Origin of the sequence: Streptomyces sp. NPDC020742, assembly GCF_040641675.1 — a bacterium.
GTDB lineage: Bacteria > Actinomycetota > Actinomycetes > Streptomycetales > Streptomycetaceae > Streptomyces.
This window is the reverse complement of the sequence record NZ_JBFAEA010000001.1, coordinates 693,266-719,477: the sequence shown is the minus strand read 5'-3', so window position 1 is coordinate 719,477 and position 26,212 is coordinate 693,266. Positions and strand designations below refer to the sequence as shown.

Genomic DNA, 26,212 nt, shown 5'->3' with positions numbered 1-26,212 from the left:
AGGACGCCGGGCTCCCCGTATGGCACGCCCACCGCCCGCCACGGAGAGGGAGAGGCGGGCGGTGGGCTCGGTGGCCGGCACCCTCAGGAGGGGCTGGCGTTACCGCAGCGGGAGACCTTCTCCTCTTCGGTCATCGGGCGGGACTGCTTCCGGAAGGCGGTGTACGTCACATCGGCCTCGACATCCGGGAAATCGCGCGCCGCGAGGCCCTTGACGGAATCCCCTTCGTAAGACCAATTACCCCGCAGGGTCTGGGTCATCGGAACCTTGTCCAGCCAGTAGATGGTGTAGGGCTGGTCCTGATTGACCGTGTCGGTGATGCCCGTGGTCTGGGTGTGGACCTGGCTGTAGTCGATTTTCGGCAGGACTTCCACGCCCTTGACGGCGGGAACCTTCAGACCCATGGTGATGACGAGGCCATTGCCATTGGTCTCCTCCTCCTTGTAGCTGAAGGAACCGGTGGCGGCGCAGGTGTCGTGGAATTCCGATACCCGCTCCGGCGTACCCTCAGTCGCGTCGCTGACGAACGTGCCATTGGTGATGGTGCACTTGTCGCCGCAGGTCGAGAGGAAGTCAGCGCGCTTCTGAGGGTCGTCCATCGGGTCGGGACCGGGGCTCGGGTCGTATGCGCCCTCCGCCGACCCCATGAGCCCCCCGCTGCTGCCGAAGCCGCCTCCCTCCGCGTGCGCCGGGGCGACGGTCAGACACAGCGACGCCGCGAGGGCCAGGGCTCCCACCGTGGCCGCCTTCGCCCGCCGTCCCGTGCTGGACGGGAGAACGTTGCGCAGTCGTCCGTTCATTTCTACCTACCTTGCCTTCCACCTGAGGTGCGGATTGCGTCCTGCGATTCCGTTCACGACTCCAGGTACGGCCGTACCGGGAAGGCGACACCCGTCGAGGGGTGTACATCGGCTCCGAACCGGCCGGAACGGAAGTGCTGCCGCTCGCGCAGCACCTATCGATCGCCGCTGCGATCGGCACCCCATGAGAATTGGCCACATCACTCATATTCGGATCACGATCCGCTCATGGGGTGAGTTTCCGGGTCGAGTACGGAGTTTTGACGTCACGGCAGGCGGGCCCGTAGCGCCCGCTGGGCAACCGGCCGCAGGCCCTCCAGGACGCCGAGCAGGCCGGACAGTTGCTTCAGGGCGGCCAGGCCTGGAACCCGTTCATGTGCAGCCTGAAGGGCTGAACCCGTCGACAACTCCCCGCAATCGCTAGACTTTTCGAGCTACGTGTCGCCGGACCAGCGGCATGTCGCTCCGTCAGTTCATGAACGCATCCATGGGGGAATCCGCACCATGCGCACAATGAAGCGCTCGCTGGCCCTTGCCGCCAGTGCCGTCGCCGTCGCCGGCATCACCTTCGCCGGCGTCGCCCCGGCCACCGCCGCCCCGGCCAAGACCGCGGCCGCGAAGGGCCGCAACTGCGACGACTACCTGCTGAGGTGGAAGAAGCACGCGAACGAGGCCGACAAGTTCCAGGCTCTCTACGCGGCGGAAGCCCACAAGTCGCACCCCGACCCGGCCAAGCTCGAAGCGTACGAGGCGCAGATCAAGTACGAGGTGCGCGCCGCCGACGCGCTGCACGCGGACTACAACAAGTGCCGGAAGGGCTGATGCGCACGATGAAGCGCTCGCTCGCCCTGGCGGCCAGCGCCGTCGCCGTCGCCGGCATCACCTTCGCCGGCGTCGCCCCGGCCACCGCCGCCCCGGCCAAGACCGCGGCCGCGAAGGGCCGCAACTGCGACAAGTACCGGGTGGAAGCAGATAGGCACGAGACCTTGAGCAGGAAGTACACGACCCTCATCGATCTGGAGAAGCGCAAGGCCCACCCGGACATGCGCAAGATCGTGCAGTACGGCGCCCTGGCGGACAACGAGCACCATGGGTTCGAGGTCCTCATGAAGCAGTACGACAAGTGCCGGAAGGGCTGAAGCCGCGGCGCCGCCACTGAGCGGTGCGCTCATGGGGCCCGGCTCTTCGGAGTCGGGCCCTCGGCCGTATGTGCGGCGATCGGCGAGCCGGTGCCCCGTATCCGGGAACAGAATCGCCGCCTCAGGTACTGAAGCAGATATGAGCGAGAACAGCGATTTCGGCAGCGGAGCCGACGGTACGGGCGGTCTCGGCAACCCCGGCGCATCCGGCGGCCCCGGCGCATCCGGCCCTCCCGGGGACTTCCGCATCGAGCACGACTCCATGGGTGAGGTCCGCGTGCCCGCACGGGCGAAATGGCGGGCGCAGACGCAGCGCGCCGTGGAGAACTTCCCGATTTCGGGGCAGCGGCTGGAGCGTGCGCACATCGAGGCGCTGGCGCGCATCAAGGCCGCGGCGGCGCTGGTCAACAGCGAGCTCGGGGTGCTGGACAAGGAGATCGCGGGGGCGATCCGGGAGGCCGCCGCCGAGGTGGCGGATGGCGCGTGGGACGCCCACTTCCCGGTGGATGTGTTCCAGACCGGGTCGGGGACGTCCTCCAACATGAACGCCAACGAGGTCATCGCGACGCTGGCCGGTGAGCGGCTGGGGCGGGACGTGCACCCCAACGACCATGTCAACGCCAGCCAGTCGTCCAACGACGTCTTCCCGTCCTCGATCCACATCGCGGCGACCTCGGCCGTCCTGGGAGACCTGATCCCGGCGCTGGAACACCTCGCCGCATCCCTGGAGCGCAAGGCCGAGGAGTTCGCCACCGTGGTGAAGTCGGGGCGCACGCACCTGATGGATGCCACCCCGGTGACGCTGGGGCAGGAGTTCGGCGGGTACGCCGCACAGGTGCGGTACGGCGTCGAGCGGCTGCGCAGCGCGCTGCCGCGGCTGGCGGAACTCCCGCTGGGCGGGACGGCGGTGGGCACCGGCATCAACACCCCGCCCGGCTTCGCGGCCGCGGTGATCGCCGAGGTCGCGCGGTCGACCGGGCTGCCGCTGACCGAGGCCCGCAACCACTTCGAGGCGCAGGGCGCGCGGGACGGCATCGTGGAGACCAGCGGGCAGCTGCGGACCGTCGCCGTCGGCCTGACGAAGATCGCGAACGATCTGCGGTGGATGGCGTCCGGGCCGCGGACCGGGCTGGCGGAGATCGCGCTGCCCGATCTGCAGCCGGGCTCGTCGATCATGCCGGGGAAGGTCAACCCGGTGGTCCCCGAGGCGGTGCTGATGGTCGCGGCGCAGGTCACCGGGAACGACGCGACGGTCGCAACGGCCGGTGCGGCCGGCAACTTCGAGCTGAACGTGATGCTCCCGGTGATCGCCAAGAACGTACTGGAGTCCGTGCGCCTGCTCGCGAACGTGGCGCGGCTGCTGGCGGACCGCACCATCGACGGGATCACGGCGAACGTCGAACGGGCCCGGGAGTACGCGGAGTCGTCCCCGTCGGTGGTCACCCCGCTCAACCGGTTCCTCGGGTACGAGGAGGCCGCCAAGGTCGCCAAGACGTCGCTGGCGGAGCGGAAGACGATCCGCCAGGTGGTCCTGGAGGGCGGCTATGTCGAGCGGGGGCTGCTGACGGAGGAGCAGTTGGACGAGGCGCTGGACGTGCTGCGGATGACGCACCCGTAGGCCACGCCCGCAGCAAGGGGAGTGCGCCGCACCCGTACCGGCGCAGGGGGCGCGCGTTTCCGCGCTCGTCACAGCGGGTGCGGCTCATGTCACGGCGGCCGTCATGCCACGCCACTAAGATCTGCTCATGACAGCGGACATGGTGGACACGACGGAAGGCGAGACGGCCGGCGGACCCGGAACGGCCGGAGCGGGGCGGACGGCGCACGGCGCGGCTGGCGCAGCCGGGGCGGGCCGCTGGGCCCCCGGGGACCACATCCTGTGGCGCTACCGCGACAACGCCCGGCCCGAGCAGTTCCACATCTGCCGGCCGGTGACCGTCGTCGCGGACACCACGGAGCTGCTCGCGGTGTGGATGGCGCCCGGGACGCCGTGCATCAAGCCGGTGCTCGCCGACGGCACACCGGTCCACCGCGAACCGCTGGCCACCCGCTACACCAGACCCCGACGGACGGTCCGTGACCAGTGGTTCGGCACGGGGGTGCTGAAGCTGGCGCGGCCCGGCGACCCCTGGTCGGTGTGGCTGTTCTGGGAGCGTGGCTGGCAGTTCAAGAACTGGTACGTCAACCTGGAGGAGCCGCGCCGCCGTTGGACGGGCGGGGTGGACTCCGAGGATCACTTCCTCGACATCTGCGTCTATCCGGACCGGCACTGGGAGTGGCGGGACGAGGACGAGTTCGCGCAGGCACAGCGGGACGGGCTGATCAGCGAGGCCCGGGCCGCCGAGGTCCGCTCGGCCGGCCGGGCCGCGATCGCACAGATCTCCGCCTGGCGGGGGCCGTACGCGGACGCCTGGGAGGACTGGCGACCCGATCCGGCCTGGGGCATCCCGCCGTTGCCGGAGGACTGGGACCGCGCACCGGATCGTTTGCGGTCGTGAGGAAGTGAAGTGAAGGGACGGTGGTGAAGCACGCGTGAAGGGGGCGGACCGTGGAAAGGTGCGCCTATGGGCGAGGCTGTTCCCCGCAGGGCGGGGAGCGGGGCCGAGCCCCCTTGCTGCGCCCCGGGTCTTCAAACGTAGGATCGTCCTCCGCAAGACTGCACAGGCGCAACTCCAGAACTGGAAAACGAACTTGACCGCGGTCGCAGGAGGGGCGAGGTCGTGAGTGCGACTAGCTACGACGGATACGAGGGTCTGAACCGGTTAGCGCTGGACCGGGCCGGTCAGGCCGAGGCGTTCGACGCCATCGGCGACCGGTACGACGAGGCCTTCCCGCACAAGGAGGGCCAGCTCACGTCCGGCGCCTGGCTGGCCGATGCCCTGCCCACGGGCTCGCGCATCCTGGACGTCGGCTGCGGGACCGGGCTGCCGACCGCCCGTCAGCTGTCGGACGCCGGGCACCGTGTGGTGGGAATCGACCTCTCCCCCTCGATGGTCACACTGGCCCGGGAGCACGTCCCGGGTGCTGAGTTCCACCGGCTGGACCTCGTCGATCTGCGCGGCGGCCGGCTCGGCGGCGCCGGTTCCTTCGACGGAATCGCCGCCTATTTCTCCCTGCTGATGCTGCCCCGTGCGGAATTCCCTTACGCACTGGGCCTGCTGCATGATCTGCTACGTCCCGAGGGGCTGCTCGCCCTGTCGATGGTCGAGGCAGATGTGGACGACTTCACCATTCCGTTCCTGGGCAACTCGATCCGGGTATCGGGATACCTGCGGGACGACCTGCGCCGGGTCGTGCACGACGCGGGATTCGACCTCGTCGGGGAGGACGCGTACGCATACGCCCCGGCGAGTACGGACGTACCACCCGAAATCCAGCTCTTTCTGCACCTGCGACGCGCCTGAGACGCAGCGCGTCGGGCGCGCCCCGTACGGGTGCCGCGCCCGGAACGCGGCGCGTCGGGCGCCCAGCCCCGGACGGATGGAATCCCACGCGTGACGGAGCACCCCACCTCCCACGAATCGCGGCGGTCGGCCTCGACCGCCGCGCCCTCGGCGTCCCCTGCGCGGGGGCCGGGCGGGACGGCGCCGCTGGGCGCGGTCCCCGACCCGCGCAGCGCCCTGCAGCAGCCCGTCGGGGCCGGTTTCACCCCGGCGCCCGGCAGCGGCTTCGCGGTGCGCGGCGGTGACGACCTCGGCCTGGCCGGCGCCACCGTGACGGCCTCGGCCGGCCCACCGGCCGGCCGGCCCGGGCGCGCCGGCGACGAGCCGGTCACGGACCACGGTGCGGCGCGGGACGATGCCGCCATCCCGTACGGGGAGGCGTACGGGGACCCATACGGCGGTGACAGATACGGGGAGGTGGCCATGCCGGCGAGCGGGCGGCCGGGCAGTGCGTCGGACGCGGGGCGGGAGACGGCCCGGACGGGGCGCCGGAGCGGGCAGGGCGCGGTCGGCCGCGCCGAGGCGCCCGAGCCGGGCGACGAGCAGCACCGCGGGCAGCGGCCGCGGCACGGCGGCGACGACCTGGGGCGGGCGCACGAGGGCGGCGCGGGTGCTTCGGTGCCGGCGCCGGCCGGCCCGCCGGCGAGCCTGCCGTCCGTCCCGCTGCCGCCGGTTCCCCCGGCGCGCTCGGCGCACCCGGGCGAGAGCGGGGAGGTTGCGGCGGCCCGTCAGGCGGGCGGTGACCGGCTGCGGTTCATCGGGGCGGCGACCCGGCGGATCGCGCGCGGCATAGACCTCGACGAGATCGTGCTCGGGCTGTGCCGGGCGACGGTCCCGACGTTCGCCGACGCCATCCTGGTCTACCTGCGCGATCCGCTGCCGGTGGGCGACGAGCGCCCGACCGGGCCGGTCGTGCTGCGGCTGCGGCGCACCGACCGGATCCCGGAGGAGCCGGACACCAACGGCGCACGGCTGCCGGTGCTGCCCGCCCAGCCCGACCTCGGGCCGGCGATGGGCGGCAGCGCCGCGGAGCTGGCCGAGGTGCAGCCGGGCGGTCCGCTGGCCGAGGTCCTGCGGGGCGTACGGCCGCTGTTCGGCGAGGCGCAGGCGGCGCGCACGGCGCTGCCCGAGCTGCTGGGGCCCGATCCGCGGCTGCCCAGCGGCCACCGGGTGATCCTGGCGCCGCTGCGCGGGCGTCGGCGGGTGATCGGCGCCGCGGTCTTCCTGCGCCGCCCGGACCGACCGGCGTTCGAGCCGGACGACCTGCTGGTGGCGGCGCAGCTGGCGACGCACACCGCGCTGGGCGTGGACAAGGCGGTGCTCTACGGGCGCGAGGCGTACATCGCCGACGCGCTGCAGCGCACCATGCTGCCGGACTCGCTGCCGCAGCCCACCGGTGTCCGGCTGGCCAGCCGCTACCTGCCGGCCGCCGAGACCGCCCGGGTGGGCGGCGACTGGTACGACGCGATCCCGCTGCCGGGCAGCCGGGTGGCGCTGGTCGTGGGCGATGTCATGGGGCACTCGATGACCTCGGCGGCGATCATGGGCCAGCTGCGGACGACGGCCCAGACCCTGGCGGGGCTGGACCTGCCGCCGCAGGAGGTGCTGCACCACCTCGACGAGCAGGCCCAGCGGTTGGGCACGGACCGCATGGCGACCTGCATGTACGCGGTCTACGACCCGGTGGCGCACCGGATCACCATCGCCAACGCCGGGCATCCGCCGCCGGTGATGCTGCACCGCGGCGGGCGGGCCGAGGTGCTGCGGGTGCCGTCCGGTGCGCCGATCGGCGTCGGCGGAGTGGACTTCGAGGCGGTGGAGCTGGACGCCCCGGCGGGCGCCACGCTGGTCCTCTACACCGACGGCCTGGTCGAGTCGCGGATCCGGGACGTGTGGACCGGGATCGAGCAGCTGCGGGAGCGGCTGGCGGAGACGGCCCGGCTGACGGGTCCCAACCCGCCGCCGTTGGAGCCGCTGTGCGACGAGGTGCTGGACATGCTGGGGCCCGGCGACCGCGATGACGACATCGCGCTGCTGGCGGCCCGGTTCGACGGCATCGCGCCAAGCGATGTCGCGTACTGGTACCTGGACCCCAAGGCGCAGACGGCCGGGCAGGCCCGCCGGCTGGCCCGGCGGGCGCTGGCGCGCTGGGGGCTGGACGAGCTGAGCGACCAGCTGGAGCTGCTGGTCAGCGAGGTGGTGACCAATGCGGTGCGGTACGCGGAGCGGCCGATCACGCTGCGGTTGCTGCGAACGGACGTACTGCGCTGTGAGGTCGGGGACGACGTCCCGCAGCTGCCGCGGCTGCGGCAGGCCCGGCCGTCGGACGAGGGCGGGCGGGGGCTGTACCTGGTCAACCGGATGGCCCGGCGCTGGGGCGCGACCCGTCTGAGCATGGGAAAGGTCGTCTGGTTCGAGCTGTCGATGCCGTCGGCGGCGCTGCGCCGCTGAGGCCCGGCGGGCGCCCGCCGGCCCGTATCCCACATGTTGGACCCCGTCTGGGATCGGACGGGGTCCAACTCTTGCCGACATGCCGTCGGCGGAGTTGACTGCTTGGGTGGACGTAAGGGACTGACCGCCCCAAAAGGGACCGACCTCTCCCCGCGGGACCGCACGGCTCCCCTTCGTCCCTCCGTCGTCGAACCAGGAGGCACTCCTCCATGACCAGCACTGCGCACAACGACCCGCGCACCACGAACAACGTCGGCATTCCGGTGGAGAGCGACGAGCACTCACTGACCGTGAGTCCGGACGGTCCCATCCTGCTCCAGGACCACTACCTGATCGAGAAGATGGCCCAGTTCAACCGGGAACGGGTCCCCGAACGGGTGGTGCACGCCAAGGGCAGCGGCGCATACGGAATCTTCGAGGTCACCAACGACGTCAGCCAGTTCACCAAGGCGGGCCTCTTCCAGCCCGGCAGGACCACCGAGATGCTGGCCCGCTTCTCGACCGTGGCGGGCGAGCAGGGCTCCCCCGACACCTGGCGCGACCCCCGTGGCTTCGCCCTGAAGTTCTACACCGAGCAGGGCAACTACGACCTGGTCGGCAACAACACCCCGATCTTCTTCGTCCGTGACACGATCAAGTTCCAGGACTTCATCCGCTCGCAGAAGCGCCGCCCGGACAACGGGATGCGCGACAACGACATGCAGTGGGACTTCTGGACGCTGTCGCCGGAGTCGGCGCACCAGGTCACCTGGCTGATGGGCGACCGCGGCATCCCCAAGACCTACCGCCACATGAACGGCTACGGCTCGCACACCTACATGTGGATCAACGGCGGGGGCGAGAAGTTCTGGATCAAGTACCACTTCAAGACCGACCAGGGCATCGACTTCCTCACCCAGGAGGACGCGGACCGGATCGCCGGCGAGGACGGCGACTTCCACCGCCGCGACCTGCACGAGGCCATCGCCGGCGGCAACGCCCCGTCGTGGACGCTGTATGTGCAGGTCATGCCGTTCGCGGACGCCCCGGACTACCGGTTCAACCCGTTCGACCTGACCAAGGTGTGGCCGCACGGCGACTACCCGCTGATCGAGGTCGGCCGGATGACCCTCAACAAGAACCCCGACGACTACTTCATCCACATCGAGCAGGCCGCGTTCGAGCCGTCCAACATGGTCCCGGGCATCGGCCCGTCCCCCGACAAGATGCTGCTGGGCCGGCTGTTCTCCTACCCGGACACCCACCGGTACCGGATCGGCCCGAACTACGCCCAGCTGCCGCCCAACCGCCCGCACGCGCCCGTCCAGTCGTACGCCAAGGACGGCCCGATGCGGTACGAGCCCAGCAGCGCGGCCCGGCCGTACGCCCCGAACAGCTACGGCGGCCCGGCGGCCGAGACCCGGTCGTACGGGGAGCCGGCGGGCTGGGCTACGGCCGGCGAGATGGTCCGGGAGGCCTACACGCTGCACCGTGAGGACGACGACTTCGGCCAGCCGGGCACGATGGTCCGCGAGGTCCTCGACGACGCGGCCCGCGACCGCCTGGTGTCCAACGTCTCCGGGCACCTGCTGAACGGCGTCAGCCGTCCGGTGCTCGAGCGCGCGCTCGCGTACTGGCGCAACATCGACAAGAACGTGGGTGACCGGATCGCCAAGAAGGTGAACGGAGGCTGAGCGCGCCACCGGCACCGCACCACCCGCGTACGCACTGCGGCCCCCGCCTTTCGCAAGGCGGGGGCCGCAGTGCTGCCGATTGCGCTAGAAGCCGGGCAGGTTGTCGCCGCCCTTGCCGCTGTTGGGCCGGCCTCCGGTGCCGGAGGTGGTGCCACTGGACTCCGTACCGCCGTCCTGGCCGGTGTCCGGCGGGACGGAGGAGGACTGGCTCGGGGTGGGCCGGCCGGTCGGCGTACCGGACTCGCTCTGCGAGGGCCGGCCGCTCGGCGTCGGCTTCTCGCTCGGCGAGCTGCTCGGCGAGCCGGACGGGGACGGCGTCGACGAGGGGGTGGCGCTCGGCGTGGGGGTCGGGGTCGGGGGCACTCCGGCCCCGAGCTCCGCCTCCAGGTCGAAGTCGGCACCGGTGCTGCCGTTGAGCACGGACTCGTTGTAGTCCGCCCAGACCTGGGCCGGGTAACCGCCGCCGTTGACCCGGCCGCCGCCCCCGGTGCCCTTGAGGGTCACCTGGGCGCCGCCCTTGGGGGACTCGCCGAACATGCCGACCGAGGTGACCAGCTTGGGCGTGTAGCCCACGAACCAGGCCGACTTGTTGTCGTCGGAGGTGCCGGTCTTGCCGACCGCGTGGTAGGCGGTGTTCTTCACGGACTGGGAGGCCGTGCCGTCGTTGACCACGCCGGCCAGCACGGAGGTGAGGGTGTCGGCGGTCGTCCGGCTGAGCACCTGGTCCCCGATCGGGTCCTTCAGGGGCTGCTCGGCGTCGACGCCGTTGACGCTGTGCACGGCCTTGGTCACCAGCGTCGGGGTGACCTTCTTGCCGTGGTTGTCGAGCGTGGCGTAGGCCCCGGCCATCTGGAGCGGGCTGGCGCCCATGGTGCCCAGGGTCATGGCCGGCTTGACGTCGATCTTGGAGCCGTCCAGGCCCAGCTTGACCGCGGTGTCCTTGACCTTGTCCAGGCCGACGTCCGCACCCATCTGCGCGAAGACCGCGTTGACGGAGTTGTTGGTGGCCGTCTGGACGGTGATCTTGTCGTAGTCGTGCTCGTCCTCGTTGGGCGGCGCGAAGGGGATCGACCCGCCCACGACCGGGCGGCGGTTGTGGCCGTCGTAGATCGTGTTGGGGTTGATCGGGAGGCCGCCCTGGGTGACCGCCTTGTTCTCCATGGCGGACGCGAGGATCAGCGGCTTGAAGGTGGACGCCGGCTGGTAGTCGGAGCGCGTGGCGTTGTTGGTGTAGTGCTGGGGGTAGCCCGCACCGCCGTACATCGCGACGATGTGCCCGGTCTTGGGGTCCACCGAGGTCGCGCCGAGCTGGGCGTCCCCGTCCACCTTGCGGCGCTTGGGGTCAAGGTCGTCGGTCAGCTTGCGCTTGACGGCCTTCTCCAGCGCCTTCTGCTTGTCCTTCTCGATGCCGAGGGTGATCGTCCAGCCGCCGGCGTCGAAGGACTTCTCGTCGACGCCCTGGGCGAACAGCTCCTTCTTGGCCTCGGTCACCAGGTAGCTGGTCTGACCGTTCATGCCCGGCAGCGGCTTGGGCGCCTTGGGGATCTCGAACTTCTGCTTGGCGCGCTCCTGCGGGGAGAGCCAGTGCATCTCGACCATGTTGTTGAGCGTGTAGGCCCAGCGCTCCTGCGCCCGCTTCTTGCCGTCCGCGGTCGCCAGCGTCCAGTCGTACTGGTTCGGGGCCTGGAGCAGCGACGCCAGGTAGGCGCCCTCCGAGACGGTGAGCTTGTCGACGTCCTTGCGGTAGTACGCCTGGGCGGCGGCCTGGATGCCGTAGGCGCCGCGGCCGTAGTAGCTGGTGTTGATGTAGCCGGCGAGGATCTTGTCCTTGCCCAGCTTGTTGTCCACCTTGAGCGAGATGACGATCTCCTGGAGCTTGCGGCTGACCGTCTGCTCCTGGCTCAGGTAGTAGTTCTTGACGTACTGCTGGGTGATCGTCGAACCACCCTGCTTGCCCTGCCCCCGCAGGGTGTTGAAGATGCCGCGCAGCGTGCCCTTCAGGTCGACGCCGGAGTCCTGGTAGAACGTCTTGTTCTCGGCGGCGACGAAGGTGTGCTGGACGGCCTTGGGTATCCGCGAGAGCGGGACGTTCTCGCGGTTGACCTGGCCGGCGCGGGCCAGGACCTTGCCGTCGGCGTACTTGTAGACGTTGCTCTGCAACTGGGCGTCGCGGTTCCCGTCGTTGGGGACGTCGACGTACAGATACAGGCCGATGAAGCCGAGGATGCCCAGCAGGCACACCCCCAGGAAGGCTCCGAGGAGCTTCTTCCAGGTGAAGAAGCGGCGTATGCCGGACTTCTCGGCTTTCTGTTCGGCCCGGCGGGCGCTCCCCTGCTGCGCCCGTCTCGCTTCCGCTCGGCCCATCGCTTCGACAACTCCAGTCGTTCCGCCCCCAGCTAACTCAGCTGTTGAAGCTAACACCGCATCTGTCAACAAATACTCATCGATCGCGGCTTTCCCCGGCGTGACAAACAGCACCCGGGGCGAGGGAACCGGGAGGTGGGTGTTGCGCGTCGCGCCGCTCCCACCTGCGCACTTGCCGCAATCCGGACCCCGCACGAGGACTGGACGGGCGACCGCCCCGGCGTTAAAGTGCTATCACTTTGCTAGACCAGTGACATCACCCAATGCGGCGGACATCACGTGCCGCATCAGGAGAAACGGGGACCCCATGTCCGACCAGACACCCACCGGGCCGACCGCCGAACGCGGCGACACCCTCGCGGTGGACGCTCCCGAACTGCCCCGCCCCCAGGTCCGCGAGGTCCCGGCACACAGCATCCCGGGCGGCCTCGCCCTGCTGCTGACCGTGCTCGGCGTGGGGCTGGGCATCGCCCTGCTGATCACCGGTGGGATATCCGCCGACGGCGGCAACAAGGCCGTCGGCGTCCCGATGATCGTCGTCGGCATCCCGATGCTGCTCGGCTCCTTCTTCTGCATGACCGGCGTGAAGATGGTCGCGCCCGGCGAGGCTCGGGTCATCCAGCTCTTCGGCCGGTACGTCGGCACCATCCGCACCGACGGGCTGCGCTGGGTCAACCCGCTGACCAGCGCCCGGCGGATCTCCACCCGGGTGCGCAACCACGAGACCGCGGTGCTGAAGGTCAACGACGCCTACGGCAACCCGATCGAGCTGGCCTCGATCGTCGTCTGGCAGGTCAACGACACCGCCCAGGCGCTCTTCGAGGTCGACGACTTCCTGGAGTTCGTCGCCACCCAGACCGAGGCGGCGGTGCGGCACATCGCGATCGAGTACCCCTATGACGCGCACGACGAGGACGCCCTGTCGCTGCGCGGCAATGCCGAGGAGATCACCGAGAAGCTCGCCCTGGAGCTGACCGCCCGGGTCCAGGCCGCCGGCGTACGGATCATCGAGTCCCGCTTCAGCCACCTCGCCTACGCTCCGGAGATCGCCTCCGCGATGCTCCAGCGGCAGCAGGCCGGTGCGGTGGTCGCGGCACGGCAGCAGATCGTCGAGGGCGCGGTGGGCATGGTCGAGCAGGCGCTGGACCGGATCAACCAGCAGGGCATCGTCGAGTTGGACGAGGAACGGAAGGCAGCCATGGTGAGCAATCTGATGGTGGTGCTGTGCGGCGATCGGGCCGCCCAGCCCGTCCTGAACACCGGCTCGCTCTACCAGTGAGCGGCGACGCCACCGAGGGGTCCGGCGCCGAAGGCGGCCGGACCCCCGCACCCCGGCCGCAGCGGCGCAAGCAGGTCCTGCTGCGGCTGGACCCGTTGATCCACGACGCGCTGGCCCGCTGGGCCGACGACGAACTGCGCAGCGCCAACGCCCAGATCGAGTTCCTGCTGCGCAAGGCGCTGTCGGACGCGGGGCGGCTGCCCCGGGGCGCGGGCGCGATCCCCCGGCGCGGGCGACCTCCCAAGGCGCAGCCACCGGACGGGGAGCGACCGGACGAGGGCCGAGCGGGCGAGGACCGGCCGGGCGGGGACTGAGCGGAACGGGTACCTAGCGGACGGGGACCGAGCAGGCGAGGGCCGCCCGGCGCCGCGGAACTCAGGGAGCGCGGGAGCACAAAGAGAACTCTCTATACATCGCATGTATACACCTCATGTAGAGCGTGCGGCACGCCCTCGGACCTCCCGGGGCACACCCCCCTGCCCGCACTTCCGGAGGCCCACCGATGACACCGGCCGGTTCCCTGCTCGTCGCCGAGGGGCTGTACAAGGCGTACGGCCCGACGCCCGCGCTGGACGGCGCGGACTTCTCCCTCCACCCCGGCGAAGTGGTCGCCGTCATGGGCCCCTCCGGCTCCGGCAAATCCACCCTCCCGCACTGCCTCGCCGGCATCACCACCCCCGACGCCGGCACCGTCCGCTACGCCGGGCACACCCTCACCGCCATGACCGACACCCAACGCAGCGCCCTGCGCCGCACCGACTTCGGCTTCGTCTTCCAATTCGGCCAACTCGTCCCCGAACTCACCGCCCTCGAAAACGTCGCCCTCCCCCTCCGCCTCAACGGCACCCCCCGCAAAAAAGCCGAACACCAAGCCCACACCTGGCTCGAACACCTCGACGTCCACACCACCGCCACCCAACGCCCCGACGAACTCTCCGGCGGACAAACCCAACGCATCGCCGTCGCCCGCGCCCTCGCCACCCAACCCAAAGTCATCTTCGCCGACGAACCCACCGGCGCCCTCGACTCCCTCAACGGCGAACGCGTCCTCACCCTCCTCACCGACGCCGCCCGCACCACCCACACCGCCGTCATCCTCGTCACCCACGAACCCCGCACCGCCGCCTACTCCGACCGCGAAATCATCGTCCGCGACGGCAGGGTGAAGGACACGTCAGCGGGATGGGTGTGAGCCTGCCGCGCCCTCGCGCCGGCAGGGGCGGCGGGCGCGACACCGCCCCGCCCCCGTCCCCGGGACGGGCCGGGCAGCGCGCCCCGGCCCCGCCGGTTGGGCCCGCGACCCGGCCATGGGCGTAGCCAGGCGGCGCTCCTCGCTTCGGGCCCGGAAAGCGACAACTGACGTCTCCGCAACTGCTGACCTACTCGTTTTCGCTGCAGGAAACAGTTTCACTGAGGATGCAGGCCTTTGAGAGGCGAGGGAAAATATAGCTGGGCGCGTTGGGCATAGTTGGTGAAAGCCTTTCGCACTGACCGCCATGACCAAGGCCGCCTGCGCCGACTCAACTGTGAGTACGAGTCCACGAATTACGCCGAGCAGGCGCGACCGAATCAGCGGCCATCGAACTGCCCGCACACGTTCTGACCAGGCAATAAGCACCTCCCACACACGGGAGGAAGCTCCGGCCCGGAACCGTCGCAGAGCTCGTACTGCCAGTACCGGGGCGGCGATCAGAATCTACCGTCGATTGCAGCACTGCTCCGCTCCCACCACGACTCAACGAGCATTGGAGTCCTGAATGGCCGGCTACGAAGAACATGCCCAAGCCGCGAGCGATTACTTGGCGCCGGTGAAACTTGGCAGGATGGCTGACCCCGCCACCCGTGCACAGGTCGCACAAGTTGAAGCCCTGCTGGCTCTCGCCGCAGCTATTGCCAGCAATCCGACCCGGGCGTCATCTCAGCCGACCCAGTCACCTCCGGGGCGCATCGCTTAGCCGGGCGTGGCTACGCGTAGGTGAGTCACGCACGAAACCACCGGGCGGGCGGCGCCACACCGCCTCGGTCGGCGAACTGACGTCGGCCGCTCCAGCAGCGGTTCGCGCCCTGAGCTCTCGACGACACCAGGCCCCGCCGACCGCACCCCGGCCCCACCCCGGCCGCTACCCCTTCACCATCCGCACCGGCAGCCCCCGCAGCGCGCCCCGCAGCGCCTCCGCGAAGGCCTCGAACTCGTTCTGCCGGGCGGCGCCGGTCCGCATGGCCAGGGCGATCCGGCGGGACGGGGCCGGGTCGGCGAAGTAGCCGGTGGTGAGCTGGTCGTTGCGGGCGGTCTCGACCCGGAGCGCGGTGCGCGGCAGCAGCGTGACGCCCATGCCGCCGGCCACCAGCTGGACCAGGGTGGACAGCCCGGCGGCGCTGGTGGTGACGGGGGTGTTCTCGTCGCGGCCGGCCTCGCGGCAGATGTCCAGGGCCTGGTCGCGCAGGCAGTGACCCTCGTCAAGCAGCAGCAGGTCCAGCTCCTGGAGGGCCTGGCGGGGGATGTCCCCGCGGCCGCCGAGCCAGTGCTCCTTGGGGGCGACCAGGACGAAGTCCTCGTCGAACAGCAGGAGTTCGGTGACCTGGGGGACGCCGAGCGGGACGGCGAGCAGCAGCAGGTCGAGCCGGCCGTGGGCTAGGCCGTCCAGCAGGGAGGCGGTCTGCTCCTCGTGGACCTGGAGGTCCAGGTCGGGGTAGGTGTCATGGACCAGCCTCAGCACCGCCGGCAGGAGGTACGGCGCGACGGTGGGGATGACACCCAGGCGCAGCACCCCCGTGAAGGGCGCGCGGGCCGCCTCCGCCTCCTCCATCAGATCGCCGACCGCCTCCAGGACCGTACGGGCCCGGGCGGCCACCCGCTCCCCCGCCGGGGAGAGCAGTACCTTGCGGGTCGTACGCTCCAGGAGCTGCACCCCGAGCGCCTCCTCCAACGCGGAGACCGCCCCGGACAGTGCGGGCTGGCTCATGCCGATCTCGGCCGCCGCCTCGCGGAAGTGCAGATGCTCGGCCACCGCGGCGAAGGCCCGCAGCTGGGCGAGGCTGGGCTGGCGGGGTCGCCCGCCACTCACCGGTGAAGCCACTGATAACCACCTCCGATCAACATCTACCAGTCTAGCTATTTCCCTGATCAATGGCTGCTGTGCCAGGGTGTAAGCCGTCCAAGCCTCAAAGAACGACTGAAGGACCTCAAAAGGGACCTTCTGCAACAAGGAGAGCGCGTGCTCACTGTCGGTGACAAGTTCCCCGAGTTCGACCTGACTGCCTGTGTCTCGCTGGAGAAGGGCAAGGAGTTCGAGCAGATCAACCACAAGACCTACGAGGGCAAGTGGAAGATCGTCTTTGCCTGGCCCAAGGACTTCACCTTCGTGTGCCCGACCGAGATCGCGGCCTTCGGCAAGCTGAACGACGAGTTCGCCGACCGTGACGCCCAGGTCCTCGGCTTCTCCGGTGACTCCGAGTTCGTGCACCACGCCTGGCGCAAGGACCACCCGGACCTGACCGACCTGCCCTTCCCGATGCTCGCCGACTCCAAGCACGAGCTCATGCGCGACCTGGGCATTGAGGGCGAGGACGGCTTCGCGCAGCGCGCCGTCTTCATCGTGGACCAGAACAACGAGATCCAGTTCACGATGGTGACCGCCGGCTCCGTCGGCCGTAACCCCAAGGAGGTCCTGCGGGTCCTCGACGCCCTGCAGACCGACGAGCTGTGCCCCTGCAACTGGAGCAAGGGCGAGGACACCCTGGACGCGGTCGCCCTGCTGGCTGGTGAGTGACACCCATGGCTCTCGATGACCTCAAGTCCGCCGTTCCGGACTACGCCAAGGACCTGAAGCTGAACCTCGGTTCGGTGATCGGCAACAGCGACCTGCCGCAGCAGCAGCTGTGGGGCACGGTGCTCGCCTGCGCGATCGCCTCGCGCTCGCCGAAGGTGCTGCGCGAGCTGGAGCCCGAGGCGAAGGCGAACCTGTCCGCCGAGGCGTACACCGCTGCCAAGTCGGCGGCCGCCATCATGGGGATGAACAACGTCTTCTACCGGACCCGGCACCTGCTGTCGGACCCGGAGTACGGCAACCTGCGCGCCGGTCTGCGGATGAACGTCATCGGCAACCCGGGCGTGGACAAGGTCGACTTCGAACTGTGGTCGCTGGCCGTCTCGGCCATCAACGGCTGCGGCATGTGCCTGGACTCGCACGAGCAGGTGCTGCGCAAGGCCGGTGTCGAGCGCGAGACGATCCAGGAGGCCGTGAAGATCGCGTCCGTCCTGCAGGCCGTCGGCGCCACCCTCGACGCCGAGGCCGCGCTCGCCGAGTAACTCCGGCACCCCGGCGCACCCGCGCCACGCCTGACGTACGGAACCCCGCAGACACCACGTCTGCGGGGTTCCGTACGTCAGGGCACTCCCCGCCTCAGGGGCCGGTGACGCCGTCGAGGGACTCCCGGATCAGATCGGCGTGGCCGTTGTGGCGGGCGTACTCCTCGATCATGTGGACCAGGATCCAGCGCAGCGAGACCCCCTGCTCCCCCACATGGGCCGCCTCCTCCTCCGAGAGCCTTCCGGAGTCCGCCAGCGACGCACCGGCGACCGCCTCCCGGCTCCGCGCCACCTCCGCGCGCCAGACGGCCAGGGCCTCGTCGATCCCGCGGTCGGGCACCAGGGCGAAGCCGTCCGCCGCGCCCTCCCCGTACACCGGCGGTAGGTCGCGGCCGGCGAACACCCGCTGGAACCAGTTGCGTTCCACCTCCGCCAGGTGCTGGACCAGGCCCAGCAGCGTCACCGACGAGGGCGGCACGGCGGCCCGCCGCAGCTGCCGGTCGTCGAGCCCCGCGCACTTCAGGGCGAGGGTGGCACGGTGGAAGTCCAGCCAGGTCTCCAGCATGGTGCGTTCATCGGCGTGTGGGGGCGGGACGGGTCGGCCGTCCAGAGTCGTACGCATCCACGCACTCTGGCACGAACGCCCGGCCCGCACCGGGGAATCCGCACGGGCCGCCGACGTCCGGGACGGCACCGCGCGGTGCCGCACGGTGCCGCCGGACGGGCTATTGCTCCGCGGTCCCCGCGTCCCGCCGGGCCGACGGGGGCAGCGTCGGGGCGACGCCGATCGCGGTCGCACCGCGCGGCGCCACCGACATCCGTAGTGCCTGCTCCCTGGAGTGCGAGCGCAGATAGCCGACGACGGCGTTGGTGACCGCCACCAGGGGGACCGCGACGACCGCACCGCCGATGCCGGCCACCAGGCTGCCCGCGGCGACGGAGAGGATCACCGCGAGCGGATGGACCCGGACCGCCCGGCCCAGGATGAACGGCTGCAGCACATGGCCCTCGATCTGCTGGACCGCCAGCACCACCGCCAGCACCATCAGCGCCGGGAAGACGCCCTGGGTCACCAGCGCGACCACACACGCCAGCGCGCCCGAGACCACCGCACCGACCAGGGGGACGAAGGCGAACAGGAAGATGAACACGGCGAGCGGGACGGCCAACGGCACATTCAGGAAGTACAGCCCGATGCCGATGAACACCGCATCGATGAGCGCGACGATGACCGTGCCGCGCACATAGGCGGTCAGCGTCCGCCAGGCTCGCGGACCGGCGCCCGCCACCCCGTCGCGGGCCGCCGCCGGCACGCCCTTGAGCAGCCACTCCCAGATCCGCCGCCCGTCGTAGAGCAGGAAGAGGGTGGTGAACATCGCCAGCAGGATGCCGGTGAGCACCTCCAGGACGACGGTGACGCCCTCCAGCCCGACCGAGGTGATCGCCTCGGTGTTGGCGCCGATCGCGTCCTGCAGGTTCTTGGCGATGCTGTTGATCTGACTCTCGGTCACATGGAACGGGCTCTTCAGCAGCCAGCCCTTGAGCTCGGTGATGCCCTCCTGGACCCGGCTGGAGACCGAGTCGATGTTGTCCTGCACCTGCCATGCGACGAACCAGCCGACCAGGCCCATGATGACGAACCCGCCGATGAAGGTCAGCGCGGTGGCCGGCCCGCGCGGCAGCCCGCGCCGGCGCAGCCAGCCCACGGACGGCTGGAGCAGCGCGGTGATCAGCGTCGCCGCGGTGCAGGACAGCACGACCAGTTCGATGGTGGTGATGACCTTCGCCAGCACCCACAGCGCGGCGGCCAGCACCAGCAGCCGCCAGCCGGCCTCCGCGGCGACCCGTACGCCCCAGGGCACGGCGGCGACCGGGTCGGGGCGGGCGGCGACGGCGGGGGCGTAGGAGGGCGGCGCCGGGACCGACTCGGGCGGACTCACCGCTTCGGCCGGGGCCGCCTGCGGGTGTGGCACCCCCTCGCCCGGTTCCGGCGTCGGCAGTTGGGTGCGGGGGACGGTGACCGTGGCCACCGCGGCGGGCGCGGCGGCGTCGGCCGGCGGCGCGTCGGCCGGGGGCGCCTCAGCGTGCCCGGCACGCCTCGGCTCCTCCGGGTCGCCGGCCGCCCCCAAGGGGTCCGGCGGGCCCCCTCCAAGGGGGACCCCCGCCGCGTCCTCCGCGCGGCGGCGCTGCTCCTCCAGCCGCTGCGAGAGACGCGTCAGACCGGCGCCGAGGCCGCCGACCCACTGAGGCAATCTGGACATGGCCCTTCCTCTTCCCCTCCCACGCACCACACATTGATGGCACGACGTTACCTGTGCCGCATGCGCGAAACCCCCGACGCGGGTGCGTTCGGGGGTTTCGGATGTGCTGTGGTGCGGCCGGCGGGCCTAGTACCAGCTGTTGGCCTGCCAGAACGACCAGGCGCCACACGGGCTGCCGTAGCGGTCGTTCATGTAGTTCAGGCCCCACTTGATCTGGGTTGCCGGATTCGTCTGCCAGTCGGAGCCGGCGGACGCCATCTTGGAGCCGGGCAGCGCCTGGACCAGCCCGTAGGCGCCGGAGGAGGCGTTGGTGGCCTGGTAGTTCCAGCCGGACTCGTGGTCCACGATGTTGCTGAAGCACTGGAACTGGTCGCCCGCCATCATCTGCCGCGCGATGTTCTGCGTGTCGGCGATGCTGTACGAGCCCTTGCCGAGGAGGTCGCCCAGGTCGGCGCGCGTGGAGGAGCGGGTGGCGGCCTGCTCCTTCTTCTTGCGCGCGTCGGCGTCCTTCTTTGCCTTGGCCTCGTCCGCCGCGTCCTTCTTGCTCTGCGCGGTCTCCGCGGCCGCCTTGCGGGCAGCTTCCTGAGCGGACTTGAGGGACGCCGCGTCCGCCTGGGTGGACTGGTCGTCCGCCTGCTGCGTCAGGGAAGCCGTCTGCACCTGGGCCTGAGCGCCTGCGGGGATGTCAGCGATCGTCGCGTCGGCAGCGGTGGCCTCGGTGTTGCCGACCGAAGCGGGCTGCCCTGCGGCGACGCCGACCACGGCGCCGACGGTGGTGACCGCGGTGGCGGACGCCACGGCGAATCCCCGGACCGAGATCCGGCTCACACGTTTTCCTTCCAGCATCGCCCGCATAGGTGACCTCGCGGACGCAATCGTGCCCCTGGCGCTGGTCTCCCCTTGTTCCGGGCCCTGTTGAACGGACGGGTCCGGCTGGTCACGGGAGGCACGGGCCCGGTACGTCCCCCTCGGGGTCCGCGTGGTGCTCGGGCGGCATACGGCGATTCGCTATGAAGTTCGTGGTTTCCGCACCGCTGGGGGTGCTGATGCTGCCGTATGCGGGGCCTGACAGGACCCAGACTCTGCCCGAACGGCACGCCGGGAAGCAATTCCCCGCGTGGTGTGAAAGCTCACACCTCGTTTACCAGTCAGGATTTTCGGATAACCGCCCACACCCGAACGCCGCCCGGCTAAGCTCCTTCGCTTTGCCGGGCGGCGCGGGGTTCACCAGGGGTCAGATCCGGCCGTCCTCCAGCATTTCGGTCACCAGCGCGGCGATCGGCGACCGCTCCGAACGGTTCAGCGTGACGTGCGCGAAGAGCGGATGCCCCTTCAGCTTCTCCACCACCGCGACCACACCGTCGTAGCGCCCGACCCGGAGGTTGTCGCGCTGGGCGACGTCATGGGTCAGCACCACCCGGGAGTTGGCCCCGATACGGGACAGAACCGTCAAAAGGACGTTCCGTTCCAGGGACTGAGCCTCGTCCACGATGACGAACGCATCGTGCAGCGACCTGCCGCGGATATGGGTCAGCGGCAGCACCTCCAGCATGCCGCGCCCCACCACCTCTTCGATGACGTCCTTGGTGGTCACCGCGGACAGCGTGTCGAAGACGGCCTGCGCCCAGGGGCTCATCTTCTCCGCCTCGCTGCCCGGCAGATAGCCCAGCTCCTGCCCGCCGACGGCGTACAGCGGACGGAACACCATCACCTTGCGGTGCTGCCGGCGCTCCAGCACGGCCTCCAGGCCGGCGCAGAGCGCCAGCGCCGATTTGCCCGTACCGGCCCGGCCACCCATCGACACAATGCCGACGTCCGGGTCGAGCAGCAGATCCAGGGCGATCCGCTGCTCGGCGCTGCGGCCGTGGATCCCGAACGCCTCCCGATCGCCGCGCACCAGCCGGACCGAGCCGTCGGCGGTGACCCGACCGAGGGCCTTGCCGCGCTCGGACTGCAGCACCAGTCCGGTGTGCACCGGAAGTTCGGAAGCTCCCGGTACGTGCACGGTCTCGGCGGCGAACAGGTCGTCGACCTGGTCGGCAGGGACGGTCAGCTCGGCCATCCCGGTCCATCCGGAGTCGGTGATCGCCAGCTCGGCGCGGTACTCCTCGGCCAGCAGCCCCACCGAGGACGCCTTGATGCGCATCGGCAGGTCCTTGGAGACGACGGTGACGTCGAACCCCTCGGCCTGGAGGTTGCGCGCCACGGCGAGGATCCGCGAGTCGTTGTCACCCAGACGGCTGTGTCCGTTGATGAAGCCCGGGGGGAGGATCCCGGTGTCGGAGTGGTTCAGCTCGACCCGGAGCGTCCCGCCGAGCTCCCCGATGGGGATGGGCGAGTCCAGCCGCCCGAACTGCACCCGGAACTCATCCAGACGGCGCAGCGCCTGCCGGGCGAAGTAGCCGAGCTCGGGATGGTGCCGCTTGGCCTCCAACTCCGTGACCACCACGACCGGCAGCACGACCTCGTGCTCGTCGAAGCGGGCCATGGCGCCTGGATCGGCGAGCAGCACACTGGTGTCGAGGACATAAGTGCGCCGGTCGTTGTCACGGCGCTGCTTGATGTTCACCACGGGTGGACGAACCCCCTCGGATGAGGTTGGGGTGCGACGGCGTCGCGGGGCGGTGTGCTCCCCGGGGCCTGGCCCCGGGGACCCCCGGCCATCTGGTGACCGGACCGGGCTCAGGCCACAGTGCGCGGGCCGAGCGCCGGCCCCTCGCGTCGCCCGTGCGGTGCGCACGGATGTCCGTGATGTGCAAAGGGCCTCCCGGGCGGACGACCCCATGTCGTCCGCTGAGATGCGGCGCCCGATGGCTTGTTCCGGACGCCGACCTGGAAGGGATATTCCCTCGAACCCCCGCCGCCATGCCACGCCGTCGGACGCACGGCCGATGAACCTTTGGTGACGCGGGGCGGGTGGGACGGGCGGGGCCGCCGGTGGCGGTCGCCGGGTAGAGGGGGCGTCAGAAGTCCCCGCGCCGGGCGCCCGTGGGGCCCGGACAGCGCGAAGGCCGCGGCCGGTACGGCGGTGGTGCGCCGTCCCGGCCGCGGCCTCCGGGGCTGGTGGGCCGTACGGCCTAGAAGCCGTAGCGGCGGTGCCGGGCGGCGTAGTCGCGCAGCGCGCGCAGGAAGTCGACCTTCCGGAACGCCGGCCAGAAAACCTCGCAGAAGTAGTACTCCGAATGGGCGCTCTGCCACAGCATGAAGCCCGACAGCCGCTGCTCGCCGCTGGTGCGGATCACCAGGTCCGGGTCCGGCTGCCCCCGGGTGTAGAGGTGCTCCGAGATCAGGTCGATGTCGACGGTCTCGGCCAGCTCCTCGAAGGACGTGCCGCGCTCGGCGTGGTCCAGCAGCAGCGAGCGGACCGCGTCGGCGATCTCCTGGCGGCCGCCGTAGCCCACGGCCACGTTCACCAGAATGCCGCGGTTGGCCTCGGTGGCCTGCTCGGACTCCTTGAGCACCCGCTGGGTGGCCTCCGGGAGGAGGTCGCGGTTGCCCACGTGGTGCACCCGCCAGCGGCCGTCGGCGGCCAGGTCCCGCACGGTGTTCTCGATGATGCCCAGCAGCGGGGTCAGCTCGGCCTCGGGCCGGTCGAGGTTGTCCGTCGACAGCAGCCAGAGCGTGACGACCTCCACATCGGTCTCTTCGCACCAGCCCAGCAGCTCACCGATCTTGGCCGCACCCGCCTGGTGGCCCTGCTCGGTGGTCCGTCCGTCGGCCCGTGCCCAGCGGCGGTTGCCGTCCAGGATGACGCCGATGTGCTTGGGCACCTGGTCGTGATCCAGGCGCCCCTCCACCCGGCGTGCGTACAGCCGGTAAACCAGATTTCGCAGTGCAGGCGGATACGGGATGCGCATCCCGGAAGATCGCAGCATGTATGGTCCAGCCCCTCCGTGCCAATGGCGGTCGCCCCGTCGCCTCAAGTGGGCAACTTTACTTCTCGGCCGTCGCGACAGCCCAATCAGGTAGGTCACAAGTACGTGATAGGGAGATGAGCATGACTGGCACCGACTACCGCGCTGCGGATTCCCGCTACGACTCGATGAAGTACCGGCGAACGGGTCGCAGCGGACTCAAACTCCCCGCCATCTCCCTTGGACTCTGGCACAACTTCGGGGACGACCGCACCCTGAGCTCCCAGCGAGCCCTCCTCCGCCGCGCCTTCGACCTGGGTGTCACCCACTTCGATCTGGCCAACAACTACGGCCCGCCGCCCGGCTCGGCCGAGCTGAACTTCGGAAAGATCTTCGCGCAGGACTTCCGCGGCTACCGCGACGAGATGATTCTCTCGACGAAGGCCGGATATCTGATGCACCCCGGGCCCTACGGCGAATGGGGCTCACGGAAATATCTCCTCTCGTCGCTGGATGCCTCACTGAAGCGGATGGGCGTCGATTACGTCGATATCTTCTACTCGCACCGCTTCGATCCGGACACCCCGCTCGAGGAGACGATGGGCGCGCTGGCCTCCGCCGTCCAGCAGGGCAAGGCCCTCTACGTCGGTGTCTCCTCCTACAACGCCGAGCAGACCCGCACGGCGGCCGGGATCCTGCGCGACATGGGCGTGCCGGCGCTGATCCACCAGCCCTCGTACTCGATGATCAACCGCTGGATCGAGGACGACCTGCTGCTGGACACGCTGGAGGACGAGGGCATGGGCTGCATCTCCTTCGCCCCGCTGGCGCAGGGGATGCTCACCGACAAGTACCTCGACGGCATCCCCGAGGGCTCGCGCGCCTCCCTGGGGAAGTCGCTGGACCCCCAACTCCTCTCCGACGAGGTCGTCCGCCGGCTCCGTGGCCTCAACGACATCGCCGCCGGCCGCGGCCAGTCCCTGGCGCAGCTCGCGCTCGGCTGGGTCCTGCGCGACGAGCGGATGACCTCCGCGCTGATCGGCGCCAGCAGCGTCGCCCAGTTGGAGGCCAATATCGCGACCCTCGACGCCCCCGCGCTCTCCGACGCCGAGCTCTCCGAGATCGACGCCTTCGCCAGGACGACCGACGGTGTGAACATCTGGGCCCGCCGGTAGCAGCGGCGCTCCGAGCGCCGCGACGGTGTGAGCAACCGCACACGGCGGGCGGGAAGACCCGGCGCACATCCGGTGCATATCCGGTGCGTACCGGCGCACAAAAAAGCGGGCCGGTCCGTGGGGGGGATACGGACCGGCCCGAGGGGGGGTTTCCACCATAACCCCGCGGAGGGTGTGGTGTGTGCACCGGCGCGCGCGGCGGCGTGGCACATCCGTACCGGTGCACCACCGCGCGCGGTCCCCGGCACCCGTCCGGGGCCCCTCATGGCGCGGCGGCGGCTCCCAGCAGCAGCCCGCCGAACGCCCCGACGATCATGAACGGGCCCAGCGGCATCACCGTCGGACGGTCCCGGCGGCGGACGAGCACCAGCCCCGCCGCATAGAGCCCGCCGAGCAGCACCCCCGCCGCGCCCCCGGTGACCAGCGTGCGCCAGCCGTACCACCCCAGGGCGACCCCGAGCCCGGCCGCCAGCTTCACGTCCCCCAGGCCGAGGCCGGACCGGTTGACCCCGTGCAGCAGGAGGTAGCAGGCGGCGAGCAGCAGACCGCCGAGCAGGGCCCGCCGCCAGGCCCCGGTCTCACCGGTCCAGCCGGCGACCAGCCCCAGCACACCGGCCGCCGCGGCCGCGAGCGGCAGCGTCAGGGCGTCCGGGAGCCGCCGGACCCGCCAGTCGACGGCCGTCAGCAGCACCGCGGCCGGCGCCATCAGCAGCCAGGCGAGGAGTTCCGGCCGGGGCCCGGTGGCCGCCGCCAGGGCCGCGCAGGCCAGCGCGGTCACGGTGGCCATGGTCAGCGCCCCGGGTCCGTACGGCCCGCAGCCCGGACAGCGCCCCGGGCCGAGCCAGCCCCGCGCCGCCCCGGTGAGTGCATGCCCTCCGGGGCACGTCGTGCGCCATCCGTCCTCGGGCTCGACGGCCATCCGGTAGGCGGGCCGCGGCAGCAGCAGTCCGACCGCGGCCCCGTAGGCGGCGGCGAGCGCCATCAGCATCACTGACACCCGTCGACCCTAAGGGCTGTCCCGTGGAGCGCGGGGGCTGATAGAACGCCGGTCATGGTGCACAGGAAGAACGGCCCGGCGGTGCTGTACGGCGCGGAGTGCGCCGTACCGGTGGAGGTCGCGGCGTCCTACCGGGCCCGCACCCGCGGCCTGTTGGGCCGCGACGGCATCGCGGGGGCGCTGCTGCTGACCCCCGCGAGCGGGGTGCACACCTTCCGGATGCGGTTCCCGATCGATGTGGCGTATCTGGGGCGGGACTTCCGGGTGCTGGCCGTACGGACCATGCGGCCGGGACGGCTGGGCCGCCCGCGGCTGCGCGCCCGGCACGTCCTGGAGGCGGAGGCGGGCGCCATGGCGGGCTGGGGCGTGCGCCCGGGCGTCCGGCTGCGCCTGGAGGCGGCCGAGCCCGTGAACCCCGCGCCGCACCCCGGCGGCGACGTCACGGGCTGAGGGCGCTCGCTCCGGCC

Annotated in this window: 23 protein-coding genes; 14 read left to right on the top strand and 9 right to left on the bottom strand. The window is 70.8% G+C overall.

Features of this window, described 5'->3' with window-relative positions:
* Window positions 1–83: 83 nt before the first annotated feature.
* Window positions 84–800, bottom strand: coding sequence for a hypothetical protein (locus AB0G84_RS03105; protein WP_361314604.1), 717 nt, complete (start codon window positions 798–800; stop codon window positions 84–86).
* A 513-nt stretch (window positions 801–1,313) separates the two neighbouring features.
* Here AB0G84_RS03105 and AB0G84_RS03100 point away from each other — a divergent pair.
* The 7 genes from AB0G84_RS03100 to AB0G84_RS03070 all read left to right on the top strand — a co-directional run bounded on the left by AB0G84_RS03100 (window position 1,314) and on the right by AB0G84_RS03070 (window position 9,506).
* Window positions 1,314–1,622, top strand: coding sequence for a hypothetical protein (locus tag AB0G84_RS03100; RefSeq protein ID WP_361314601.1), 309 nt, complete (start codon window positions 1,314–1,316; stop codon window positions 1,620–1,622).
* Window positions 1,622–1,939, top strand: a complete 318-nt coding sequence (locus tag AB0G84_RS03095; protein WP_361314598.1) for a hypothetical protein — start codon at window positions 1,622–1,624, stop codon at window positions 1,937–1,939. The genes AB0G84_RS03100 and AB0G84_RS03095 overlap by 1 nt, the downstream gene beginning before the upstream one ends.
* A gap of 139 nt (window positions 1,940–2,078) precedes the next feature.
* Window positions 2,079–3,557, top strand: coding sequence for a class II fumarate hydratase (locus tag AB0G84_RS03090; protein ID WP_361314595.1), 1,479 nt, complete (start codon window positions 2,079–2,081; stop codon window positions 3,555–3,557).
* Window positions 3,558–3,684: 127 nt separating this feature from the next.
* Window positions 3,685–4,437, top strand: coding sequence for a DUF402 domain-containing protein (locus AB0G84_RS03085; protein WP_361314592.1), 753 nt, complete (start codon window positions 3,685–3,687; stop codon window positions 4,435–4,437).
* A 222-nt stretch (window positions 4,438–4,659) separates the two neighbouring features.
* Complete coding sequence (locus AB0G84_RS03080) at window positions 4,660–5,343, top strand: methyltransferase domain-containing protein (protein WP_361314590.1); 684 nt, start codon at window positions 4,660–4,662, stop codon at window positions 5,341–5,343.
* Between the two features lie 90 nt (window positions 5,344–5,433).
* The gene (locus tag AB0G84_RS03075) at window positions 5,434–7,833 is read left to right on the top strand and encodes a SpoIIE family protein phosphatase (RefSeq protein ID WP_361314587.1); all 2,400 of its coding nucleotides are present in this window, start codon (window positions 5,434–5,436) and stop codon (window positions 7,831–7,833) included.
* A gap of 209 nt (window positions 7,834–8,042) precedes the next feature.
* Entirely contained in the window at window positions 8,043–9,506 is a 1,464-nt protein-coding gene (locus AB0G84_RS03070) for a catalase (protein ID WP_361314584.1), read from the top strand.
* Between the two features lie 84 nt (window positions 9,507–9,590).
* Here AB0G84_RS03070 and AB0G84_RS03065 read toward each other — a convergent pair whose 3' ends face one another.
* Entirely contained in the window at window positions 9,591–11,870 is a 2,280-nt protein-coding gene (locus AB0G84_RS03065; RefSeq protein WP_361314581.1) for a transglycosylase domain-containing protein, read from the bottom strand.
* A 307-nt stretch (window positions 11,871–12,177) separates the two neighbouring features.
* Between AB0G84_RS03065 and AB0G84_RS03060 the strand changes: the two genes are divergently transcribed.
* The 3 genes from AB0G84_RS03060 (at window position 12,178) to AB0G84_RS03050 (ending at window position 14,341) form a co-directional block, all read left to right on the top strand.
* Window positions 12,178–13,149 (top strand): SPFH domain-containing protein, encoded by a 972-nt coding sequence (locus tag AB0G84_RS03060; RefSeq protein WP_361314579.1) that lies wholly within the window; start codon window positions 12,178–12,180, stop codon window positions 13,147–13,149.
* A complete protein-coding gene (locus AB0G84_RS03055) occupies window positions 13,146–13,463 on the top strand; it encodes a hypothetical protein (protein WP_361314576.1) in 318 nt (105 codons plus the stop codon). Before AB0G84_RS03060 ends, AB0G84_RS03055 begins: the two co-directional genes overlap by 4 nt.
* Window positions 13,464–13,651: 188 nt before the next feature.
* The gene (locus tag AB0G84_RS03050) at window positions 13,652–14,341 is read left to right on the top strand and encodes an ABC transporter ATP-binding protein (RefSeq protein ID WP_361314573.1); all 690 of its coding nucleotides are present in this window, start codon (window positions 13,652–13,654) and stop codon (window positions 14,339–14,341) included.
* A gap of 928 nt (window positions 14,342–15,269) precedes the next feature.
* Here AB0G84_RS03050 and AB0G84_RS03045 read toward each other — a convergent pair.
* The gene (locus tag AB0G84_RS03045) at window positions 15,270–16,226 is read right to left on the bottom strand and encodes a hydrogen peroxide-inducible genes activator (protein WP_361314570.1); all 957 of its coding nucleotides are present in this window, start codon (window positions 16,224–16,226) and stop codon (window positions 15,270–15,272) included.
* Window positions 16,227–16,364: 138 nt separating this feature from the next.
* On the opposite strand from AB0G84_RS03045, the gene AB0G84_RS03040 reads away from it, so the two are divergent.
* Window positions 16,365–16,919, top strand: coding sequence for a peroxiredoxin (locus AB0G84_RS03040; RefSeq protein ID WP_150512830.1), 555 nt, complete (start codon window positions 16,365–16,367; stop codon window positions 16,917–16,919).
* Window positions 16,920–16,924: 5 nt separating this feature from the next.
* A complete protein-coding gene (locus AB0G84_RS03035) occupies window positions 16,925–17,458 on the top strand; it encodes an alkyl hydroperoxide reductase (protein ID WP_361314567.1) in 534 nt (177 codons plus the stop codon).
* 94 nt (window positions 17,459–17,552) lie between these two features.
* Here the strand turns inward: AB0G84_RS03035 and AB0G84_RS03030 are convergent, their stop codons facing one another.
* From AB0G84_RS03030 to AB0G84_RS03010, 5 genes are all read right to left on the bottom strand, one after another.
* On the bottom strand, window positions 17,553–18,080 hold the full coding sequence (locus AB0G84_RS03030; RefSeq protein ID WP_361314565.1) for a DinB family protein: 528 nt from the start codon (window positions 18,078–18,080) through the stop codon (window positions 17,553–17,555).
* 103 nt (window positions 18,081–18,183) lie between these two features.
* Window positions 18,184–19,719: an AI-2E family transporter gene (locus AB0G84_RS03025; RefSeq protein ID WP_361314563.1), complete on the bottom strand. Its 1,536-nt coding sequence runs from the start codon at window positions 19,717–19,719 to the stop codon at window positions 18,184–18,186.
* 126 nt (window positions 19,720–19,845) lie between these two features.
* Entirely contained in the window at window positions 19,846–20,547 is a 702-nt protein-coding gene (locus AB0G84_RS03020; protein WP_361314560.1) for a transglycosylase SLT domain-containing protein, read from the bottom strand.
* A gap of 406 nt (window positions 20,548–20,953) precedes the next feature.
* Complete coding sequence (locus tag AB0G84_RS03015) at window positions 20,954–22,291, bottom strand: PhoH family protein (RefSeq protein ID WP_361314557.1); 1,338 nt, start codon at window positions 22,289–22,291, stop codon at window positions 20,954–20,956.
* A 505-nt stretch (window positions 22,292–22,796) separates the two neighbouring features.
* Window positions 22,797–23,576, bottom strand: a complete 780-nt coding sequence (locus AB0G84_RS03010; protein ID WP_361315121.1) for an isoprenyl transferase — start codon at window positions 23,574–23,576, stop codon at window positions 22,797–22,799.
* Between the two features lie 140 nt (window positions 23,577–23,716).
* On the opposite strand from AB0G84_RS03010, the gene mgrA reads away from it, so the two are divergent.
* Window positions 23,717–24,748 (top strand): L-glyceraldehyde 3-phosphate reductase, encoded by a 1,032-nt coding sequence (gene mgrA, locus AB0G84_RS03005; RefSeq protein ID WP_361314554.1) that lies wholly within the window; start codon window positions 23,717–23,719, stop codon window positions 24,746–24,748.
* 262 nt (window positions 24,749–25,010) lie between these two features.
* Here the strand turns inward: mgrA and AB0G84_RS03000 are convergent, their stop codons facing one another.
* Window positions 25,011–25,745 carry a prepilin peptidase gene (locus AB0G84_RS03000; RefSeq protein WP_361314552.1) on the bottom strand — a complete coding sequence of 245 codons (735 nt, stop codon included), beginning with the start codon at window positions 25,743–25,745 and terminating at the stop codon, window positions 25,011–25,013.
* A gap of 54 nt (window positions 25,746–25,799) precedes the next feature.
* On the opposite strand from AB0G84_RS03000, the gene AB0G84_RS02995 reads away from it, so the two are divergent.
* Window positions 25,800–26,195, top strand: coding sequence for a DUF192 domain-containing protein (locus tag AB0G84_RS02995; protein WP_361314549.1), 396 nt, complete (start codon window positions 25,800–25,802; stop codon window positions 26,193–26,195).
* Window positions 26,196–26,212 lie beyond the last annotated feature (17 nt).

What these genes read in the sequence shown, in the direction of transcription:
- AB0G84_RS03065 (WP_361314581.1), bottom strand. Translation starts at nt 11,870, where the DNA reads ATGGGCCGAGCGGAAGCGAGACGGGCGCAGCAGGGGAGCGCCCGCCGG.
- AB0G84_RS03025 (WP_361314563.1), bottom strand. Translation starts at nt 19,719, where the DNA reads ATGTCCAGATTGCCTCAGTGGGTCGGCGGCCTCGGCGCCGGTCTGACG.
- AB0G84_RS03105 (WP_361314604.1), bottom strand. Translation starts at nt 800, where the DNA reads ATGAACGGACGACTGCGCAACGTTCTCCCGTCCAGCACGGGACGGCGG.
- mgrA (WP_361314554.1), top strand. Translation starts at nt 23,717, where the DNA reads ATGACTGGCACCGACTACCGCGCTGCGGATTCCCGCTACGACTCGATG.
- AB0G84_RS03035 (WP_361314567.1), top strand. Translation starts at nt 16,925, where the DNA reads ATGGCTCTCGATGACCTCAAGTCCGCCGTTCCGGACTACGCCAAGGAC.
- AB0G84_RS03010 (WP_361315121.1), bottom strand. Translation starts at nt 23,576, where the DNA reads ATGCGCATCCCGTATCCGCCTGCACTGCGAAATCTGGTTTACCGGCTG.
- AB0G84_RS03050 (WP_361314573.1), top strand. Translation starts at nt 13,652, where the DNA reads ATGACACCGGCCGGTTCCCTGCTCGTCGCCGAGGGGCTGTACAAGGCG.
- AB0G84_RS03060 (WP_361314579.1), top strand. Translation starts at nt 12,178, where the DNA reads ATGTCCGACCAGACACCCACCGGGCCGACCGCCGAACGCGGCGACACC.
- AB0G84_RS03070 (WP_361314584.1), top strand. Translation starts at nt 8,043, where the DNA reads ATGACCAGCACTGCGCACAACGACCCGCGCACCACGAACAACGTCGGC.
- AB0G84_RS03090 (WP_361314595.1), top strand. Translation starts at nt 2,079, where the DNA reads ATGAGCGAGAACAGCGATTTCGGCAGCGGAGCCGACGGTACGGGCGGT.
- AB0G84_RS03030 (WP_361314565.1), bottom strand. Translation starts at nt 18,080, where the DNA reads ATGCGTACGACTCTGGACGGCCGACCCGTCCCGCCCCCACACGCCGAT.
- AB0G84_RS03100 (WP_361314601.1), top strand. Translation starts at nt 1,314, where the DNA reads ATGAAGCGCTCGCTGGCCCTTGCCGCCAGTGCCGTCGCCGTCGCCGGC.
- AB0G84_RS03095 (WP_361314598.1), top strand. Translation starts at nt 1,622, where the DNA reads ATGCGCACGATGAAGCGCTCGCTCGCCCTGGCGGCCAGCGCCGTCGCC.
- AB0G84_RS03085 (WP_361314592.1), top strand. Translation starts at nt 3,685, where the DNA reads ATGACAGCGGACATGGTGGACACGACGGAAGGCGAGACGGCCGGCGGA.
- AB0G84_RS02995 (WP_361314549.1), top strand. Translation starts at nt 25,800, where the DNA reads ATGGTGCACAGGAAGAACGGCCCGGCGGTGCTGTACGGCGCGGAGTGC.